We start from the raw sequence: 19,873 nt of genomic DNA, 5'->3' as shown, positions 1-19,873 counted from the left end.
ACACCGCCGGACCACACACCGGTGCGGTCGGGACTGACGGAGAGGGCTGGAACAGTTATGGAAGAGCCGCGTCGCCTCGGCGGCCGGTACGAGCTGGGCTCGGTGCTCGGCCGTGGTGGCATGGCCGAGGTCTACCTCGCACACGACACCCGGCTCGGCCGCACCGTAGCCGTGAAGACGCTCCGGGCCGATCTGGCCCGCGATCCGTCCTTCCAGGCCCGGTTCCGCCGTGAGGCCCAGTCCGCCGCCTCGCTCAACCACCCGGCGATCGTCGCCGTCTACGACACCGGCGAGGACTACGTCGACGGGGTCTCCATCCCGTACATCGTGATGGAGTACGTCGACGGGTCGACACTCAGGGAGCTCCTGCACTCCGGACGCAAGTTGCTGCCCGAGCGCACCCTGGAGATGACCGTCGGCATCCTCCAGGCGCTGGAGTACTCGCACCGCGCCGGCATCGTCCACCGCGACATCAAACCGGCGAACGTCATGCTGACGCGCACCGGTCAGGTCAAGGTCATGGACTTCGGCATCGCCCGCGCCATGGGCGACTCCGGAATGACGATGACCCAGACCGCCGCCGTGATCGGCACCGCCCAGTACCTCTCCCCGGAGCAGGCCAAGGGCGAGCAGGTCGACGCTCGTTCCGACCTCTACTCGACCGGCTGTCTGCTCTACGAGCTGCTGACGGTCCGGCCGCCCTTCATCGGTGACTCACCGGTCGCGGTCGCCTACCAGCACGTTCGGGAAGAGCCGCAGAAGCCCAGCAACTTCGACCCCGAGATCACGCCCGAAATGGACGCGATCGTATTGAAGGCCCTGGTCAAGGACCCCGACTACCGCTACCAGTCGGCCGACGAGATGCGGGCCGACATCGAGGCCTGCCTCGACGGCCAGCCGGTCGCCGCCACCGCGGCGATGGGTGCAGCCGGTTACGGCGGCTACGACGGATACGGAAACGACCAGCCCACCACCGCACTGCGCGCCGCCGACCAGAACGGCGCACCCACGTCCATGCTGCCCCCGGTCAACCCGGACGACGGCGGCTACGGCTACGACGACCGCCCGGACCGCCGCCGCCAGAAGAAGAGCAACACCTCGACGATCCTGCTGGTCGTCGCGGGCGTCCTGGTGCTGATCGGCGCGATCCTGATCGGCAGGGCGGTGTTCAGCAGCACCGACAGCGACGGCCAGATCGATGTGCCGAACATGGTCGGCTCGACCGTGAAGCAAGCCGAGAAACTCGCGGAGAACGCCGATGTCGTCCTGAAGATCGGCTCGCGCGAACCGTGCGAGGACCAGCCCAAGGGCAAGATCTGCAGCCAGACGCCGACCCCCGACGAGAAGATGGACAAGAAGGACACCGTCACGGTCGTCGTCTCCACCGGCGCCCCGAAGATCGATGTCCCGGACGTCGTGGAGAAGACCGAGGCGACCGCCCGCAAGGACCTCGAAGCCAAGGGCTTCACGGTGAACGTCACCACGGTCGAGTCCGAAAAGACCGCGGGCACGGTCATCAAGCAGGACCCCGCGGGCAACTCGAAGGCCGAGCGGAACTCCGAGGTCACGATCACGGTCGCCAAGGAAGCCGCCCTGGACCTCCCCGATGTCCGCACCCGCACGTACGAGGCGGCCGAGGCACAGCTCCGGGGCATCGGGTTCACCAACATCTCGCGCACCGACATCGATTCCGACCAGCCGGCGAACACGGTGATCGAGCAGTCCCCGGGTGTCGGCAAGCAGCCCAAGGACGTCCAGATCGTCCTGAAGGTCTCCAAGGGCCCGCAGCAGCCGGAACAGACCACGGTTCCCGATCTGCAGGGCAAGACACTCGCGGAGGCGAAGGCCCTGCTTGCCGGGGCTGGTCTGCAGCTCGGCCAGGTGCAGGGGCCGAACGACGACAAAGCGAAGGTCATCGCCTTCCAGCCCGGACCGGGGCAGCAGGTCGACAAGAACAGCGCGGTCACCGTCCAGACCATGCCGGGCGGCGGAGACGGCAACATCTTCGGCGGCCCGTCCGGCTCACGGAAGCACTGACCCCGAGTCGCACCGACCGCCATCGGGCCCCGGCACCTCACGGTGACCGGGGCCCTTTGCCGTACCCGCCACGAGAAGTCCGTTGTATACCGCACATACATCCGTAGGCCGATCGTGTCTTCATATGTGGCGATTCGTTGATCAGGTGGGGGGCATCGGCCTCCGGCCTGCAACCGGCTGCGCGAAGGGGCAGAAGCATGATCAATGAGGTCGCTCTGGTGGAATCACAGGCACTGCGTCAGAGCTTCACCGAGCGGACGGAGGCACTCGACCGCGTAAAGACGCTGTCCTTGCTGCCGAACGGTCTGCACGTGACCACCGCCATGGTCGCCGCCTACTTCGAGGTCGCTGAAACCGTCATCAACAACCTCCTCAGCCGCCATCGAGAAGAGCTCGAATCGAATGGCCTGAGGGTGATCCGGGGCGCTGAGCTGCAGAAATTTAAGGAACTCACCCTGAGTTCCTATCCGGAGAGTTATCCACAGCCCCGTTCGAGCATGGCTCTCTGGCTCCGGCGGACGGTCCTGAACGTCACCATGCTGCTCCGGGACAGTGACGTCGCACGCCGGGTCCGTACGCACCTGCTCGACCTTGAGCACACCTTCCGGGCGCAGCCGACGGTCGTGGACGCCCCGCGCCCCGACAGTGACATCGAGTCGCTCGACGACCGCATCGCACGGCTCAGCGAGGAGAGCTTCACGCGCCTTCTCGGCACCACTGTCGTGCCCATGTTCAACGCCCTCATCGAGACGGCGGGCGAGCAGCAGCGAGAACTCGTCGGCCTCCGTGAGAGCGTCCGGCAGATCGAGCGGCGGCTGGTCCGGCACGACCTTCGGCTGCGGCACCTTCAGCGGGCGCGGGAACAACGTCCGCTCGCCGGGGTCATGGCCGCCATGGATGCCATGAACTGGCGCGAATTCGAGCAACACATCGCCGGCCTGCTGCGCCGGGACGACTGCACCGACGTCCAGGTCCACGGCGGGAGCGGCGGTCGTGGAGCCGACGTCACCGCGTACACCGCCGACGGACGCCGACTGGTCGTCCAGTGCAAGAACTTCGCCCCGTACCGCTCGGTGTGGAGCGGTGAGATGCAGAAATTCGTCGGCACCAAGGCGCTGCACCGCGCGGACGTCGCTGTGTACGTGGCGACCTGCCCGTTCTCCCGCGAAGCACGGGACATCGCGATGCAGACCGGCATCACCGCCGTACACCGCGGCCTCCTGGAGGCCTGGAGCGCGGGCGCGAAGCTGCAGGTGCTCAAGTAGATAGCGGTGGGCCGGGACAGCAGAGGGCCCGAAGTCGCAAAGGATAGTTGCGACTTCGGGCCCGTCCCATCGTATCGGCTAGCGCAGCTCCGCAGGCTTCGTGCGGTCCTTGTCCACCTTCTCGGTGCGTACGAGTTCGCCCCACACGATGTAGCGGTACTTCGACGTGTAGACCGGGGTGCACGTCGTGAGTGTGATGTAGCGGCCGGGCTTCTTCGCACCCGATCCCTTCGGTACTGCCTGGAGAACGTCGACGTTGTACTTCGACGTCTCGGGAAGCTCCTTGAAGACCTTGTAGACGTACCAGGTGTCCTTGGTCTCGAAGACGATCGCGTCCCCGTTCTTCACCTTGTCGATGTTGTGGAACTTGGCGCCATGCCCGTCGCGGTGAGCGGCCAGCGTGAAGTTGCCCTTCTTGTCCCACGGGAGGGCGGACTTCAGCGGCTCCGTGTAGTAGCCCGCGATGCCGTTGTTGAGGTTCTCGGTGTCGGTGCCCTTCTTGACCAGCACCTCGCCGTTCTTCATCGACGGGACGTGCAGGAAGCCGATGCCGTCCTTCGTGTCCAGCGCGCCCGGCCCACCCGCCCAGCGATCACGGACGGTGTCGCCCTGCTTGGTGGCCTCACGGTCGGCGAGCACATTCGTCCACCAGAGGGAGTAGACGACGAAGAGTCCGAGCACCAGGCCCGCCGTGATCAGGAGTTCGCCGAAGACGCTGACCAGGGTCGCGACGGGATGGCGGCCCCGGCGGCGGGGCGGGGGCGCGGACTCACCGGTTCGCTCTTCGTGCTCGGTCCTCGCTGTCACCGCACCCGTCCCTGTCGTGATGATGATTCAGCCCACGAGCGCGTCGGGCTTCCCCTTGCTGCGCGGTCGCTCGTCGACCATCTTGCCCCAGACGATCAAACGGTACGTACTCGTGAATTCCGGCGTACAGGTCGTCAGAGTGATGTACCGTCCCGGCCCGGTGAACCCGGAACCCTGCGGAACGGGATCGATCACCGAGACATTGGACGGCGATGTCTGGGGCAGGTTCTTCGTCATCTTGTACGTGTAGTACGCGTCCTGCGTCTCGACCACGATCAGGTCGCCGGGGTTCAGCCGGTTGATGTAGCGGAACGGCTCGCCGTGTGTGTTGCGGTGACCGGCCAGGGCGAAATTGCCCTGCTCGGCCGACGGCATCGCGGTGCGGAGCGAGCCCTCGCCGTAATGACCGACCATGCCCCGGTCGAGGACCTTCTCCTTGCTGATGCCCTCGGCGATCGGCGCGACCACGTCCAGCTTGGGGATGTGGATGATGGCGAACCCCTGCCCCGCCTCGAACACACCGGGATTGCGGTCACCTTTCTCCCAGTCGTCCTGGATCTTGTGCGTCTCATTGCCGGCGTACAGATCGGCGCGCACATTGGTCCACCACAGCTGATAGGTGACGAACAGCAGCATCAGCACGCCGAGTGTGATGAACAGTTCTCCGGTGACCCGGCTGGCCACTACGGCAGGGCTGTCCTTGGCCGCGCGCGCCGCACGCCGTGCCTCGACGCGCGACATCGGCCTGTCGGCCTGCATGGCGGCCGTCGCCGCGGTGTCCGGCCGCGGTTCGACACGGCGGCGGCCCCGCCCCTTGGCGGCGCGGCGACGTTCGGCGCGGCCCCCGGTGCGCGGTTCCGGATCGGTGCGTTCGGTGCCTTCGGGGTCCGGTACGGGTTCCGCGAAGCCCTCCGCATCGCCCACCTGATTCAGCCCCGGGCCCCGACCCGGATCAGGCTCAAGGCCCGTCCGCAGGCCGATCGTCTCGTCGTCGGCCGGGAAGGGAAGGGGCGCGGGCCCCACCCGGGTCTCGGAAACGAGGGCCGGAGCCGGAGCGGAGGCCGGAGCGGGGGCCGGAGCCGATTCCTGCTGCCCGTACCAGTCCCGTTCGAAGCCCTCGGGGTCGTACCACTCCCGCGGGGCCTTCTCGGGGCTCTGCACCCCATGTGGCGCCTGTGCCCGCGCCTGTGCCCGCGGCTGTGCCTGTACCTGCGCCGGAGGCTCTGCCGGTACCCCGGCCGCCTTGGCCGCCTCGGCCGGGATGTTGTCCGCCCTGAACCAAGGCGAGGCGTGCTGCCCCGGCAGCGGATCGTTCAACGGGTCCGCCAGCCGGTCGACCGCCGCCTCGAACGCGCCTGCGGCCTCGTACGTCCCTTGCTCGTACGGGCCGTCCTGTCCGGCGTCGTGTTCGGGGCGGAGTGCGGTCACGCGACGGCCTTGCCCACCACCGGCGCGAGCCCCGCCGACCTCGCGACGGCCCCCGTGTCACCGCACTGTGCCAGCCAATTGGCCAGCATCAGGTGCCCATGCTCGGTCAGCACCGACTCCGGGTGAAACTGCACGCCCTCCACCGGCAGTTCACGATGGCGCAGGCCCATGATGATGCCGTCGGCGGTCCGCGCCGTCACCTCCAACTCCGCCGGGACGGTGTCGGGTTCGGCAGCGAGCGAGTGGTAGCGGGTCGCGGTGAAGGGGGACGGCAGACCGGCGAAGACGCCCGCGCCCTCATGAGTCACCGGCGACGTCTTGCCGTGCAGCAGCTCCGGGGCGCGGTCCACCACGCCGCCGTACGCCACCGCCATCGACTGCATCCCCAGGCAGACCCCGAAGACCGGGACGCCCGTCGCCGCGCAGTGGCGGACCATCTCGACGCAGACGCCCGCCTGCTCCGGGGTGCCGGGACCGGGCGACAGCAGGACACCGTCGAACCCGTCCTGCGCGTGTGCCGTGGTCACCTCGTCGTTGCGCAGCACTTCGCATTCGGCGCCGAGCTGGTAGAGGTACTGGACGAGGTTGAAGACAAAGCTGTCGTAGTTGTCCACGACGAGAATGCGGGCGCTCACTGGCCGGCCTCCGCCCCGGTCGAGCCGTCGACCGTCACATCGCCGAACGGAAGCAGCGGCTCCGCCCAGGGGAAGACGTACTGGAAGAGCGCGTAGACGACGGCCATCACCAGCACGAGCGAGATGAGCGCGCGCACCCATGTGTTGCCCGGCAGATGCCGCCAGATCCAGCCGTACATGCTGTCCCTCCATTCGGTACGGGACCAGACTAAAGGGCCGGGGCGGGGGCGTGGGTCAGCTGTGGAAAGCTGCCGGCTTGCCTTCGGTCACAGGCCGGGTGGCATCGAGGTGCGCCCAGGCGATCAGCCGGTGACTGCTGCCCCATTCGGGGTCGCAGGTGGTCAGCGTCAGATAGCGGCCCGGCCCGTCGAAGCCGGACCTGCGGGGGACGGGATCGATGACCCCGATGTCGCTCGGCACCGTCCGGTAGGGCTTCTTGTCTATGCGGTACGTGAACCACGTCGTCCCGTCCGTCAGCACCACCGCGTCTCCCGGACGCAGCTTCGGGAAGTCCTTGAACGGATCTCCGTAGGTACGGCGGTGACCGGCCACCGCGAAATTGCCGATCGCGCCGAGGCGGGCGGTCCCCGTGTAGTGACCGAGGCCCTTCTGCAAGGTCCTGACCTCGGTGTTCTCCAGGACGGGCCACTCCCAGCCCTTGCCGAAGCGGGGTATGTACAGCATCGCGAACGGCTTGCCGTCCCGGTACGCGGCGGAGGCGGGAGGCTCTTTCGACGCGTTCGGCGCCTCAGGTGTCGGGGAGGACTGCTGCGCGGGCGCGGAGACCGCCCCGTGTGCCCACCGGCTACGCAGGGAGTCGATCTGCCCCTCGGTCGCGTCGGCCGCCTTCACGCCGGTCCAGAACAGCACGTACACCACGAAGAGCACGATCAGGGCACCGACGGTGATGCAGAGTTCGCTGAACGTCCTGATGATCAGTCGCACCGACACCTGGCCGGCCTCCCCACAGCCGCTCGCTACTTCACCGGCTCCGCATAGTGGAGGTCCACTGTGCCCGAGTAGCCGGGAAGAGTCACCGCCTCGTGCTCGTCGACTTTCCAGCCGAGCCCGTACGCCTTCACGTACAGCAGGTAGTTACTGATCGCCGGGGAGTTGTTGAGCGCCTGCTTGAGCTTGCCCGGGTCACCGACCGCCGTGATCCTGTACGGCGGTGAGTAGACCCGGCCCTGGAGGATCAGGGTGTTGCCGACGCAGCGCACCGCGCTGGTCGAGATCAGCCGCTGGTCCATGACCTGGATGCCCCGGGCGCCGCCCTGCCAGAGGGCGTTGACGACCGCTTGCAGGTCCTGCTGGTGAATGACCAGGTCATTGGGTTGCGGGTCGGGGTAGCCGGGGTTGGCGGTGGCGTTGGGCGGGGCGTCATTGAGGGTGACGCTCACCGAGCGTCCGGTGAGCTTCGTGGTGCCGCCGGCCCGCTCCAGCTCCTTGAGCCGGGCGTCCTCCGCCTCGGTGCTGCCGTCGTCCCGGCGGACGAGAGCGTCGATGTCCTTGCGCACGGCCGCGGTGGTCTCGTCCAGCTGGGCGTTCTTGTTGCTGCGCTGCTGGATGAGATCGGAGAGCTTCAGCAGCGAGGAGTCGGTGCGGATGTTGGTGCCCTTGGCCGTGTTGGCGCTGGTGACGAAGATCAGTCCGGCGAGGGCGAAAACGGCAGCGGTGAGCACACGGGCCGGGTGGCGGAAGGTACGCCGGACGGGCCCTTGGGGAGAGTCGGCAGAATTGCTCAACGTACCCTTATCTCCTTCGGCGCCAGGGAAGCACTACGCTAACGGACGCCCGGGGGAGGCAGCATTCCCCCTCGAGCCCGCCCCGGCGCCAGCCACAGTTCCCTGCGCGGTCACGCAGCGCATCGACAGGAGAGTTCCTCGTGCCGAAGTCACGTATCCGCAAGAAGGCCGACTTCACGCCCCCTCCGGCGAAGCAGGCAACCAACATAAAGCTGACCAGCCACAGCTGGGTGGCGCCGGTGATGCTGGCGCTCTTCCTGATCGGCCTGGCCTGGATCGTCGTCTTCTATGTGACCGACGGCGACCTGCCGGTCAAGGATCTGGGGAACTGGAACATCGTCGTCGGCTTCGGCTTCATCGCCGGCGGCTTCGGTGTCTCCACACAGTGGAAGTAGTACCGCGGCGCTCGTAGGTGCACAGCGGACCCCCGTCCCGCAAGCCTTGCCCTGAGTTACCCACAGCGTTATCCACAGGCGGGGGAAAAGGTCAGAAGATCTGTGGATAACTCCCTGGTGGTTGACGCCGATGTGACTACAGTCTCCCCCGCCGGGGGATGGCACGCCCCTTGTCCCGACTGGAAAAAACCAGCTCAGCGACAAGGGGCACAGTTGTTCCCAACGGAATGCACAAGGTCCGGCACCTGCTGTGGACAACTCCGACTGTGGACAACCAACCCGGGGACGATGCCCGCTCAGGTCAGCGCGGTCGTTCTGACGACAACCACGAGGATCACAGCCGCCAGGACCAGGGCGCAGGTGCCGTACTGCACCAGTGCGCGGCGCTCGCGGGGTGCGTGGACCATTCCGATCGCGATCAGCGTGCCCGCGATCAGGCCGCCGACATGCGCCTGCCAGGCGATTCCGCCCCAGGGGTTGAAGGTGATGACCAGATTCACCGCGAGCAGCGCGAAGACGGGGCGCATGTCGTAGTTGAGTCGGCGCATGAGCACGGCGGTGGCGCCCAGCAGTCCGAAGATCGCCCCGGAGGCTCCGAGCGAGCCCTGCACGGGCGCGGAGAGCCAGTAGGTGAGAGCGCTGCCGGCCAAACCGGAGATCATGTAGAGCGCGAGGTAGCGGACACGGCCGAGCGCCGCTTCCAGCGGCCCGCCGAGCCACCACAGCCCCAGCATGTTGAACGCGATGTGCCACACCTCCTGGTGCAGGAACATCGATGTCACCAGGCGGTACCACTGGCCCTCCGCGACACCTTCGAGCGGACCGCCGTAGTGGGTCGTGGCGCGGCCGAGCAGCATCAGCTCGTCGACCAGCGCGGTACCCCTCGCCAGCACCGCGAGGTACACCGCGACATTGATGCCGAGCAGGATCTTGGTGACGAGGCGGGGATCGGCCGTGAGGCTGCCGCCCGCGACGGTGCGCGGCCGATTGGCTGCCGGTCCGTGTCCCGTACCCGAACCCCGGCGTACGCAGGCCGGGCACTGGAAGCCGACCGAGGCGTCGACCATGCACTCGGGGCAGATCGGGCGCTCGCAGCGGGTACAGCGGATATTCGCCTCACGACCGGGGTGGCGGTAGCAGCTGAGCGAGCCGTCCGCGGCGGCCGGCTGGTCCGTGCCTCCCGGCGGCTGCCGGTCCATCGGTCCCATCGCTTCCTGGTCCCTTCGGTCCTCGTCGTGGCGGGCACGGCACGCACAACACCGCCCTGCTCGTCCGCTATGTATCAGTACGGACGAACAGGGCGGTTGGTTCCCGAACGGGTCATCAGCGAGTGATCCGCCGATGACCTCAGGTGATCAACGAGTCTCGATGACGACGGACTCGATCACGACGTCCTGCACCGGGCGGTCGGTGCGGGCGTTGGTCGGGGTGGCGGCGATGGAGTCCACGACCTTCTTGCTGGCGTCGTTGGTGACCTCGCCGAAGATGGTGTGCTTGCCGGTCAGCCAGGCGGTCGGCGAAACGGTCACGAAGAACTGCGAGCCGTTGGTGCCCGGACCGGCGTTGGCCATGGCCAGCAGGTACGGCTTGTTGAAGGCGAGGTCGGGGTGGAACTCGTCGGCGAACTCGTACCCCGGGCCACCGGTGCCATTGCCCAGCGGGTCGCCGCCCTGGATCATGAAGCCGCTGATGACGCGGTGGAAGACGGTGCCGTCGTACAGCTTGGCCGTCGACTTCTCACCGGTCTCGGGGTGCGTCCACTCGCGCTCGCCCTTGGCGAGCTCGACGAAGTTCTTGACCGTCTTGGGCGCGTGGTTCGGCAGGAGCCGGATCTCGATGTCGCCCTGGTTGGTCTTCAAGGTGGCGTAAAGCTGCTCAGCCACGATCTGCCTTCCGTAAGTCTTCAGTGACCTTGAGTCGTCAGTGACGCAGGTCTTCAGTGACGTCCGACGATCCTCGCACGGGCGCCGCGTCCCGGCCGTTCGGCCGCCGTCGGCGAACGTGTGGCGCTCAGCTTCCCGCATCGTTCCGCACGTTGTGCGTAGCCGCCGCTTCCATGCCGCTCCCCGCAGGAACAAATGCGGCCAAGTGCGTGACGAAGCGGCGCGGGCTGGAGCGAACCGTGGCATTGTCGTCGACAAGCTCGCCTTGCACCATATCGCCCGAAAGTATCACTCGTGAACTGAATGACCCGGATGCCCGCCCCACATGCCATACAGGGCTCCGGCGGGCATGATCTCGAAATGGATGGAAAGGCGGAGTGTCCACCCGCCACCAAGGAGGAGGATCCCGTGACCCGCATCGACAGCGTGCGCGCCGCAACCGACTCGGCGAAGGACAGCGTGCAGCACGCCGCGGAAGTGGTGGCGCCTTACGCCGACACGGCCAAGGAGCAGGCCGCACATCTCGCGCACGAGGCCCGCACACGGCTCGCGCCGAAGGTGTCCAAGGCGGCCCAGCAGGCCCGCGTCCAGTACGACGCGCATCTGGCACCACGTATCGAACTGGCCCTCACCCATGTGCCGCCCAAGGTCGACGAGGTCGGCCGGCGCGCCGCCCTCCGCACCCGCCGGGCGGCCCGTACCGCCGCGGACTTCACGGTGCCGCGGGTCGAGCACGCGATGGCTGTCGCCCAGCCCATGGCCGAGGAGGCCACGGCCCGCAGCGCCGCCGCGCTGGCCGCGCTGCGCGGGCAGGTCACGGCGGAGGAGATCCGGCACCTGGCCAGGAAGCGCGAGCGGCGCGCGAAGGCCGGGCGGCTGTTCAAGGGGCTCGTCGTGGTCGGCCTCGTCGCAGGCGCCGCCTACGCTGCCTGGCGGTGGTGGGACAAGCAGGCCAACCCCGACTGGCTGGTCGAACCGCCCGCTGCCACGGAGGTCTCCGACCGCGCTCCGCTGACCTCGGTCGACGGCAGCGGACCGGCCCCGGTCGACCCCGAGACCAGGGAGTCGGAGGCCGACGGGCCAAGCGGCCCCGAAGACACGGACGGCACCGGACCGGACGACCGCCGCTGAGCCGGCTCCCGGACGACGGACCGCGCCGCCGTTGCCCGCACTGCGGGCGACAACAGGCACAGCGGGCAACAACAGCAGACAAAACCCCCTCCGACCGTGTATGTGCCGGTCGGAGGGGGTTTATGTGTGGAGCCCAGGAGATTCGAACCTGAAGTCGTTAACTTCCTGGCCTGGGCTTTTGCCAGAGAACTGGGATAAACTCCCCAACTCCCGCCCTCCTGCGTCCCGCTCGATCCTCCTCGATCCGGGCCCGTGCTGACGTGTCAGCACGGCTGTCAGCGCGATTGCGCTTGCGATTCGAGTGGGTCGGGAGGGCTGGTTCTCCGGCTCGGGGCGGGCTGCTTGCCGCGGTCGAGGGCCTTACGACTGGGCCATGCACGGCATCCACCCCGACTACACCCTTGATGACCAGCCTCCCGGGCACTCCGTCGTCCTGGTCCCCCGCCACCGCTACGCCCGTGAACTGTCCTTCTATCGCTGCCAACTCCGCCACCCCCGTCATCCTGGCAACTCTTGTGGACGTGGTGTGCTGCTGGTGGCGCGTGGAGGAGGACTTCCAGATGGCGAAGGGCGTCGCCGGACTCGACCAGGGCCAGACCACCTGCTGCACTGGTCCGCCCGGCTCCGTCAGCACCGGCAACAGGCTGCATTACGTCTCATATGAATGGACACGCGCCGGGTCGACAGACATACGCACGCCCGACGACTGCACACCAGCCGGACCTTGACATGAACACCAAAGTTGATGTTAACGTACCGGAGGTCCGCAGCGGGAGTTGTGGATAGCCCACGGAAGGCAAGGCGGGATGGGATCCGCATTCTTTGCCGGCCCGGCCGTTGCTGCACAAATGGCCGATGAGTTAAGCGAGATCAAATCGACGCGTTCGTCGATTTCTGCTCCGGTGGGTCCGGCGGTTTGACCGGTTCAGTGCGGATCGAGATCGCCTTGTCCCCTCTTTCAGCAAGTCGTCGGATTACCCGTACAACATGGACAAGCCGCGTGCCTTGTCCGACACCACGCGAACAACCGACAGCGGGCTGGTGAATGCGCTCGGCCCGTCCGGCCAAAGCGGTCGATACCGCGGACTCGAAGGGCTGTCGTTGTACACGAAGCGAGTTCCAACGGTTTTACTTTCTCTGTCAGGAAGTTGTCAGCGTAATTTAGGTTGGTCGAAGTGACCTCCCTCATCGACCGTTACGATCTGATTCTGCTGGACATCGACGGCGTCCTCGTGCTCGGCCAACAGCCCATCCCAGGTGCGGCGGAGACAGTTGCAGCTGTCCGTACCAAGGGCGTGCCGCTGCGCTTCACCACCAACAGCCCCCGCCGCCGCCCCGGCGAGGCAGCAGAAATGTTAAATAAGGCCGGCATCAAAGCCACTGCCGACGAAGTGGTCACCCCTACCGGTATCGCCGCCGCTACCCTGGCTCAACGCCTTCCACCCGGCGCAGCAGTCCTTGTCGTCGGCTCGGATGCGTTGCGTGACGAGGTGGCAGCCGTCGGACTCAAGCCCGTCAACTCCGCTGACGACAGGCCACAAGCCGTGGTGCAGGGCTTCGCCCCCACCATCGACTGGCCCAGCCTCGCAGAAGCCGCCCTCACCCTGCAACGTCCAGAAACGCTGTGGTTGGCAACCAACTTGGACGAGACCTGGCCCTCTGAGCGCGGTCCAGTCCCCGGCAACGGTGCCTTCATCGCAGCGCTCACAGCCGCCACGGGCCGCGAGCCGGACCTATCTGTCGGTAAACCCGAGCCGACCCTGTTCCATCAGCAGGCCAGGGCCCACAACGCCCAGCACCCACTAGTGGTGGGTGACAGGCTGGACACTGACATCGAAGGCGGGCGCCGAGCCGGGTTCGACACACTGCTGGTTCTGACAGGCGTGACAACCCCGGGCATGCTGGCCAACTCCGACGTCCATCCCACCTACATCGGTGAGAGCATCACCCACCTTCTCGCCGAACCCGCGGCTCTCACCGATGCGGTGAGGCGTTGAGGGCATGCATCCCGTGGAGAATGGTGAGTACCCCATGGCATCGTCGAGACTCCCGAGCCCTACGCGTATGAGTACCGTGCTGGTTATCGGAATGGGCAACATGGGAGAGCGGCTCGCGTACCGCTTGGCAGAGGGCGGGCGCGTGCGGCGCCTTGTGCTGGCCGGGCGGTCCGTCGAGACGGTCGAGGCCATCGCCGGCACCGCCGCCGGCATCTCTGATTGCGTGGTCGAACCGGTCACGGTGAACGCGACCCGGCAAAACGAAGTCGCCGACCTCCTCACCCGCACGCGGCCCGACCTGGTGGTGCAATGCGCAGCTGTGCGTGGGCCCTGGGCGCTGGCGGGGCGGGAAGACGCGGCAGCGTCGGCCGTTCTCAGCGCCGGTCTGGCCCTGCAACTGCCATATCAGTTACCGGCGGTGCTGGCCGTCATGCGAGCCACCCGGGATGCCGGTTACACAGGGCCGGTCGCGAACCTCTCGTTTCCTGACGTGACCGGACCGATCCTCGCCCGTCTCGGGCTGGCCCCGACACTCGGACTCGGCAACGCCGCGATGATCCAGCTTCGCTGTCGCGCCGCGCTGCGCGCCGCCCGGTCCGATGCCGGGGTACCGCGCATCCGCATCATCGGTCACCACTCTCAGCTGCTCGGCGCGATGCTGTCCCGTGAACCGGCCGATCCCACCGACCGCTGCATGGTCTTCCTGGGCGAAGACGGACGGCGCGACGACAAGCTCGCCTACCAGGCGCCACCGATCATGCGGTCCCAGCGCTACAACGAGGTCACGGCAGCCGCTGCGATCCCCGCGCTGCATGCTCTCCTCCCCGGCGCGGCACCTCTGCGCTGTTCGACTGCCGCACCCGGTGGACTTCCGGGTGGCTATCCCGTACGGATCAACGACGGCGCTGTCACCCTCGACTTGCCGCCCGGGGTCGATCGAGCCGAATCGATCGCGTTCAACGAGAAGCAGGCGCGCGGCGACGGTGTGGAGCACATTGACAGCAATGGCACCGTTCATTTCGCCTCGGAGGCTCGCGACGCGGTCGCCGATCTCGACCCCGGCCTTGCCGATCCGCTTCCGGTCGCCGACCTGGAGGAACGGGCCAGACGCCTCGACGCACTACTCGTGTGATCAGTACCAGGCCATATTTAAAGGCCACGCTCCACATCGAGATTGCCACGTGTGACAGGTTGTGCCACCAGGCTGGCACTTGAACAATTACAAGGAATCACCATGTCAGATGAGGACGCCGTCCTGACCATGCCCTACCGCGTGGTTGTCAATGACGAGGAGCAGTACAGCATATGGCCTGAGGGCAGGGAGGTCCCTGCGGGCTGGCGGGTCGTCCGGGAGGCCGCCCCCAAAGCTGACTGTCTCGAATACATAGAAGAGGTCTGGACTGATATGCGCCCGTTGAGCATTCGCCGCCGGGCGCCCAAGTCGGAGCCAGCACCTGGCGCACGCTGATCGAGTTCCGGCGTGCAGGATTTACCGCGTTGATGTCCACTCTGCCAGACCGTCGAAATTCGCCGTTCAGACATCTCGTATCTTAATCCGGCAGGAGCAAACTTGAGTAGCATTGAGGATTCCACCCTCAACGAGTTGATTCAGGCTCCAGTGGATCAAACTTCTCTCCACGAACTGTTCGAAGCCCAGGTGGACCGCACCCCCGAAGGCACTGCACTGGTCTTCGGAGACCAGGCGTGGACCTACCGGCAACTCGACGATCGAGCCAACCAGATCGCTTGGAGCCTGCTCGCAAAGGGCATCGAACCGGGGCACATCGTCGCTCTGCACACCCGCCGCTCGTTCTCGACGATCGCCGGATTGCTCGGCGTCCTGAAAGCCGGCGCCGGCTACCTGCCCGTCGACCCGGCGCTTCCCGCCGCCCGCATCACCTACATGCTTGAGGACTCCGGCGCCACGGTCCTGCTCGCCGACCACGCCACCTCTCAGACGAGTAGCGACCTGGACACCCTCGTCCTGGACGACGCAGAGACCTGGATGCGGCACTCTTGCAGCCGCCCGAGCGTCACGGTCAGGCCCGGCGATCTCGCCTACCTCATCTACACCTCCGGTTCCACGGGGCAGCCCAAGGCCGTCATGGTTCCGCACAGCGCAATCGTCAACCACACCGTCTGGATCGTTTCGGACGTCTGGCGTGGCAAGCCGCTGAGATTCCTGCACCGTATGTCACTCAGCTTCGATGCCTCTGGCTTGGAGATCTACGGTCCTTTGACGTCCGGCGGCACGGTCGTGCTCACACCGAGCCAGACCGGGATCGACATGGACGAGCTCCGGGAGCTGGTCACCAGCGGGCAGATCGACGTACTCGGGGTGACACCGCCCGTACTGCGAGAAGCCCTCGCCGTGCGTGCCCTGGCAGGGACACGCTTACGCTGGTTGATGTGCGGCGGAGAAGCGCTCGAGGCCGACCTGGTCGCCCAGTGCGCGGAGCAGGTCCCCGGCATCGAGGTGGTCAACTTCTACGGCCCGACCGAGACGTGCGTCAACTCGACCTACTTTCCCGCCCGCTTGCACCAGGGGCAGGGGCCGGAGCCGGAGCCGGGGCCGCTACCCATCGGTTCGCCGATCCGCGACACCAGCGTGTACGTAGTGGACGAGACGTTGAACCCAGTCCCTCATGGCGAGGCCGGGGAGTTGCTGATCGGTGGGGCCGGGGTCACGCGCGGCTACCACGGTCGGCCGGGCTTGACCGCGGAACTGTTCATCCCGGACCCTTTCGGCCCCCCGGGCGCCCGGCTCTATCGCACCGGCGACCTCGTCCGCTGGGGAACGACGGGAGAGCTGGAGTTCCTCGGCCGGATCGATCACCAGGTCAAGCTGCGTGGCTTCCGCATCGAACTCGGCGAAATCGAAGCAGCCCTGGCAGGGCTCGACGGGGTCACGGATGCCGTGGTGACCGCAGTCCACCACCCGACCGACGGGACCCGGCTGGTCGGCTATGTCACCGGAGGCGCGGACACCAGGGTGCTGCGCGATGAGCTGAGCGCTCGTCTGCCGGACTACATGGTGCCGTCCATGCTCTCCAGCCTGGACAAGATCCCTCTGACGTCCAGTGGCAAGCTCGACCGCGCCGCGCTTCCCGAGCCGGACCAGGTCGGATTCGGTGAGGGGCACGTCAGCCCGCGAGATCCGATAGAGCAACTCCTCACGGAACTCGTCGCCGAAGTCCTGGGTGTCGACCTGGCTCGCGTCGGCGTCCACGACGACTTCTTCGCGCTGGGCGGGCACTCGCTCCTGGTCACCCGGCTGATCGCTCGGGCCAGGAGCGTCCTGGCCGTGGCGCTGACACCGCGGGACGTGTTCGAGGACCGGACCGTCGCGATCCTGGCCGCTCGAATACGCCAGGCCCGACGCACAGCACCGTTGCAACCGATCCGTCCCGTCGAAGGCGACGGACGCGCACCCCTGTCTCCGGCTCAGGAGCGGTTGTGGTTCCTGGAGCAACTGCGACCGGGAACCACCACGTACACAACCGCCGTGGAGTACCGCCTCCGAGGTGTTCTGGACGTAGCGGCGTTGCGGGCGGCCTTGTCCGACGTGGTCGATCGCCACGATTCCCTACGTACCATCTTCGCCCCCGGCGTTGAGCGGCCGGAACAGATCGTCCTGGAGCAGGTTGACCCACCGTGGGAATTCCACGATCTCCACCACCGGGACGAGTCCGCCGTAAGAGCACTCGTGAACGACATCGTGCGCGAACCGTTCGACCTGACCGCGGGCCCGTTGCTGCGAGCCCGGCTGCTGGGCATCAGCGCAGAAGAGCACCTCCTGGTGCTGACCATTCACCACATCGCCTTCGACGGCTGGTCCTTCAACGTGCTGACCCGCGAACTCGCGCACTACTACCGAGCCCGGGTGAACCGAACCGCGCCGGACCTGCCGGCGATGTCGCTGCAGTACGTCGACTTCGCGGCCTGGCAACGAGACTGGCTGTCCAGTGGACCGGCCGTCGAACAACTCGCATACTGGCGCGACCGCTTGGCGGATGCACCGGCCGCGCTGAACCTTCCGGCGAATCGGCCTCGTCCAGCCGTCCAGTCACACCGAGGCGCGTTCGAGCCGGTGCTGATCCCAACGGATCTGGTGGAAAAGCTCCGGGATCTCGGCAAGCGTGAAGGGGTCACCCTCTTCATGACCTTGCTCACCGGATTCGAGATCCTTCTCGCTCGCTACACCGGTGTCGCGGACATCGTCGTGGGCACCCCCATCGCGAACCGCAACAGGGTCGAGCTCGAGCAAATGATCGGGTTCCTCGTCAACACCTTGGCGTTGCGCACCGACCTGGCTGGCGATCCCACCCTTTCCGAGCTGCTGGGCCGAGTACGAGAGACCTGCCTCGGCGCGTACGCCAACCAGGATGTGCCGTTCGAGCAAGTCGTGGAAGACCTACAGCCTCCGCGGGACCTGAGCAGGTCACCGGTCGTCCAGGTCATGTTCGGATTCGATGTCGCGGTGGCGCGGGTCGAGTCACTGCACGATCTGAGCCTGGACTTCTCCAGGCTCGAGAACGGCTTCGCCGTTTGCGACGTGGTGCTCGACCTCGTGGACGACCCCCGCGGAGTGATCGGTGGCTTCACGTACGCGACGGATCTCTTCGACGCCACGACCATCCGCCGTATGGTCGGCCACTACCTCACGATCCTCCACTCGATGGCGCGACACGATCCGGCGACACTGCGGACGTCACGCGTGGAACTGTTGCGGGCCGCTGATCGAGCCGAGATCATCGCGGCCGGGACCGCACCGGAGACGACGTGGCCGGACCACGTCGGCCTGCACGAAGAGTTCGAATCCCAGGCGGACAGGACCCCGGACGCCATCGCGGTCCGCTACGCCGAGCAGGCGTGGACGTACCGTCAACTGGACGAACGGGCCAACCGAATCGCCTGGAAACTGCGCAGGCAGGGCATCGGTCCCGAACACGTGGTGGCGCTGTGCACCCAGCGGTCCCCGCACATGGTCGCCGGGGTGCTCGGCATCCTCAAGGCGGGCGCCGCCTACCTGCCCATCGATCCCGCGCTTCCGCCCGCTCGCATCCACTACATGCTCGACGACGCGGCCAGCACCACGGTACTGACCGACCAGGACACCCTCACCCAGGTCGAAGGCCGAGGACAGGTTCTCCTCCTTGACGACGAGGACACCTGGAACCCCTACCCGTCTGACCGCCCGGCCGTCCGCGTGCACCACAACGACCTCGCCTACCTCATCTACACATCCGGCTCCACCGGTCTGCCCAAAGCCGTGACGATGAGTCATCGTGGCATCCACTGGCTGGTCGTGTCCCTGGCAAACGAAATCATCGGTGACGGACCTCAGCCGAAGTCGGTCGCGCTCAACTCCCCGATCTTCTTCGACGGCCACGTCATCCAGTTCTCATGGATGGCCGGCGGAGCGACGATGGTGATCGTGCCCGAGGACGTCAGGCGCGATCCGCACCTGCTGGTCGATCTACTGATCCGCCACGAGATCGATCTCATGGACTGCACGCCGTCTCAACTGGACATGGCGACCAGCTTCGACGTGCTGGACGAGATCCCGACCGGCACAAGGATGCTCGTCATCGGAGAGGCCGTCAGCGAGAAGCTCTGGCGCACGCTGGGTGACGGCCCCTGGCAGGCGTACAACCTGTACGGCCCGACCGAGACCCACGCCGCCACGATGACGATCATCGACCCGGACGAACCCCTGAGCATCGGTGTCCCGCTCCCGGGGTATGACGCCTTCATAGTCGACGAAGCCGGTGAGCTCGTGCCACAAGGCGTGGCCGGGGAACTGGTCGTCGGCGGCGGCCGCCTGGCGCGCGGCTACCACGGCCGACCGGCCTTCACCGCCGAGCGCTTCGTGCCCGACTCGTTCACCGGCCGAGTCGGGGGCCGACTGTACCGAACCGGCGACATCGTGCGGTCGACCTCGACCGGGACCTTGGAGTTCATCGGACGCCGTGACAACCAGGTCAAGGTTCGGGGCTACCGGATCGAGCTCGGCGAGATCGAGGCAGCGATCCTGCGTGAGCCGGGCGTCACCGCCTGTGTGGTGATGCTGCGGGACGGGTCCGCCGGGGACAAGCGCATCGTCGCGTACTTCGTGGCCCCGCCGACGACGACGGAGGCGCATGTCCTGCGGGCGCTGGAGCGACGGTTGCCGGAGTACATGATCCCGTCGGCCCTCCTCAGGCTCGACAGCTTCCCGATGACCAGGAACGGGAAGGTGGACAGGTCCGCGATGCCGGAGGCGCCGTCCGTCGCCGCCGGCGAAGGGGATGCCACACCCCCGGGCGACGAAACGGAAATCCTGCTGACCGGCCTGTGGTCGGAGCTGTTGGACGACCGGAGCCTGGGAGTCCACAGCCACTTCTTCAAGAGCGGCGGCCACTCGCTGCTGGCCATACAGCTGATCGCACGGATCAAAAAGGCATTCGCGGTCGACCTGCCCCTGCAGGTGCTCTTCCACAATCCGACGCCCCATGACATGGCGAAGGAACTGCGCAAACTCACGAATCCGAAATCAGCGTCGTAAATC

16 protein-coding genes are annotated in these 19,873 nt (G+C 66.9%); 8 read left to right on the top strand and 8 right to left on the bottom strand.

The window, feature by feature from the left end; translation table 11 throughout:
- The first annotated feature begins 57 nt into the window (after positions 1–57).
- A complete protein-coding gene (gene pknB, locus IE107_RS09220) occupies positions 58–2,037 on the top strand; it encodes a Stk1 family PASTA domain-containing Ser/Thr kinase (RefSeq protein ID WP_189543061.1) in 1,980 nt (659 codons plus the stop codon).
- Between the two features lie 197 nt (positions 2,038–2,234).
- Positions 2,235–3,302, top strand: coding sequence for a restriction endonuclease (locus IE107_RS09215; RefSeq protein ID WP_189543059.1), 1,068 nt, complete (start codon positions 2,235–2,237; stop codon positions 3,300–3,302).
- 78 nt (positions 3,303–3,380) lie between these two features.
- Here the strand turns inward: IE107_RS09215 and IE107_RS09210 are convergent, their stop codons facing one another.
- From IE107_RS09210 to IE107_RS09185, 6 genes are read right to left on the bottom strand one after another with little or no spacing between them, the layout of a single operon-like run.
- Positions 3,381–4,109, bottom strand: coding sequence for a class E sortase (locus tag IE107_RS09210; protein WP_189543057.1), 729 nt, complete (start codon positions 4,107–4,109; stop codon positions 3,381–3,383).
- 27 nt (positions 4,110–4,136) lie between these two features.
- Positions 4,137–5,537: a class E sortase gene (locus IE107_RS09205; RefSeq protein ID WP_189543055.1), complete on the bottom strand. Its 1,401-nt coding sequence runs from the start codon at positions 5,535–5,537 to the stop codon at positions 4,137–4,139.
- Entirely contained in the window at positions 5,534–6,172 is a 639-nt protein-coding gene (locus IE107_RS09200) for an aminodeoxychorismate/anthranilate synthase component II (protein WP_189543053.1), read from the bottom strand. Before IE107_RS09200 ends, IE107_RS09205 begins: the two co-directional genes overlap by 4 nt.
- Positions 6,169–6,351 carry a hypothetical protein gene (locus IE107_RS09195; RefSeq protein WP_189543051.1) on the bottom strand — a complete coding sequence of 61 codons (183 nt, stop codon included), beginning with the start codon at positions 6,349–6,351 and terminating at the stop codon, positions 6,169–6,171. Before IE107_RS09195 ends, IE107_RS09200 begins: the two co-directional genes overlap by 4 nt.
- 55 nt (positions 6,352–6,406) lie before the next feature.
- Entirely contained in the window at positions 6,407–7,123 is a 717-nt protein-coding gene (locus tag IE107_RS09190; protein WP_189543049.1) for a class E sortase, read from the bottom strand.
- A gap of 26 nt (positions 7,124–7,149) precedes the next feature.
- Positions 7,150–7,917, bottom strand: a complete 768-nt coding sequence (locus tag IE107_RS09185) for a DUF881 domain-containing protein (RefSeq protein ID WP_189543047.1) — start codon at positions 7,915–7,917, stop codon at positions 7,150–7,152.
- Positions 7,918–8,057: 140 nt separating this feature from the next.
- Between IE107_RS09185 and crgA the strand changes: the two genes are divergently transcribed.
- The gene (crgA, locus tag IE107_RS09180) at positions 8,058–8,312 is read left to right on the top strand and encodes a cell division protein CrgA (RefSeq protein ID WP_189543045.1); all 255 of its coding nucleotides are present in this window, start codon (positions 8,058–8,060) and stop codon (positions 8,310–8,312) included.
- Between the two features lie 296 nt (positions 8,313–8,608).
- Here crgA and IE107_RS09175 read toward each other — a convergent pair whose 3' ends face one another.
- Both IE107_RS09175 and IE107_RS09170 read right to left on the bottom strand, forming a co-directional pair.
- Positions 8,609–9,511, bottom strand: a complete 903-nt coding sequence (locus IE107_RS09175; RefSeq protein WP_189543434.1) for a rhomboid family intramembrane serine protease — start codon at positions 9,509–9,511, stop codon at positions 8,609–8,611.
- Between the two features lie 156 nt (positions 9,512–9,667).
- Positions 9,668–10,195, bottom strand: a complete 528-nt coding sequence (locus IE107_RS09170) for a peptidylprolyl isomerase (protein WP_189543042.1) — start codon at positions 10,193–10,195, stop codon at positions 9,668–9,670.
- Between the two features lie 408 nt (positions 10,196–10,603).
- Here IE107_RS09170 and IE107_RS09165 point away from each other — a divergent pair, with 408 nt between their 5' ends.
- From IE107_RS09165 to IE107_RS09145, 5 genes are all read left to right on the top strand, one after another.
- On the top strand, positions 10,604–11,326 hold the full coding sequence (locus tag IE107_RS09165; protein WP_189543040.1) for a DUF5324 family protein: 723 nt from the start codon (positions 10,604–10,606) through the stop codon (positions 11,324–11,326).
- Positions 11,327–12,501: 1,175 nt separating this feature from the next.
- A complete protein-coding gene (locus IE107_RS09160; protein ID WP_189543038.1) occupies positions 12,502–13,323 on the top strand; it encodes an HAD-IIA family hydrolase in 822 nt (273 codons plus the stop codon).
- A gap of 67 nt (positions 13,324–13,390) precedes the next feature.
- Positions 13,391–14,455, top strand: coding sequence for a saccharopine dehydrogenase NADP-binding domain-containing protein (locus IE107_RS09155; protein ID WP_189543036.1), 1,065 nt, complete (start codon positions 13,391–13,393; stop codon positions 14,453–14,455).
- A 102-nt stretch (positions 14,456–14,557) separates the two neighbouring features.
- On the top strand, positions 14,558–14,791 hold the full coding sequence (locus IE107_RS09150; RefSeq protein WP_189543034.1) for an MbtH family protein: 234 nt from the start codon (positions 14,558–14,560) through the stop codon (positions 14,789–14,791).
- 150 nt (positions 14,792–14,941) lie between these two features.
- Positions 14,942–19,870: a non-ribosomal peptide synthetase gene (locus IE107_RS09145; protein ID WP_189543032.1), complete on the top strand. Its 4,929-nt coding sequence runs from the start codon at positions 14,942–14,944 to the stop codon at positions 19,868–19,870.
- Positions 19,871–19,873: the final 3 nt, after the last annotated feature.

Source organism: Streptomyces gelaticus, from assembly GCF_014649535.1.
Lineage (GTDB): Bacteria > Actinomycetota > Actinomycetes > Streptomycetales > Streptomycetaceae > Streptomyces > Streptomyces gelaticus.
Note: the sequence above shows the minus strand (reverse complement) of the source record. Positions and strands in the feature narration are given on the sequence as shown.

Excerpts from the sequence above, each read along its gene's own strand:
- pknB (WP_189543061.1), top strand. The coding sequence starts at position 58 with ATGGAAGAGCCGCGTCGCCTCGGCGGCCGGTACGAGCTGGGCTCGGTG.
- IE107_RS09215 (WP_189543059.1), top strand. The coding sequence starts at position 2,235 with ATGATCAATGAGGTCGCTCTGGTGGAATCACAGGCACTGCGTCAGAGC.
- IE107_RS09195 (WP_189543051.1), bottom strand. The coding sequence starts at position 6,351 with ATGTACGGCTGGATCTGGCGGCATCTGCCGGGCAACACATGGGTGCGC.
- IE107_RS09175 (WP_189543434.1), bottom strand. The coding sequence starts at position 9,511 with ATGGACCGGCAGCCGCCGGGAGGCACGGACCAGCCGGCCGCCGCGGAC.
- IE107_RS09155 (WP_189543036.1), top strand. The coding sequence starts at position 13,391 with ATGAGTACCGTGCTGGTTATCGGAATGGGCAACATGGGAGAGCGGCTC.
- IE107_RS09150 (WP_189543034.1), top strand. The coding sequence starts at position 14,558 with ATGTCAGATGAGGACGCCGTCCTGACCATGCCCTACCGCGTGGTTGTC.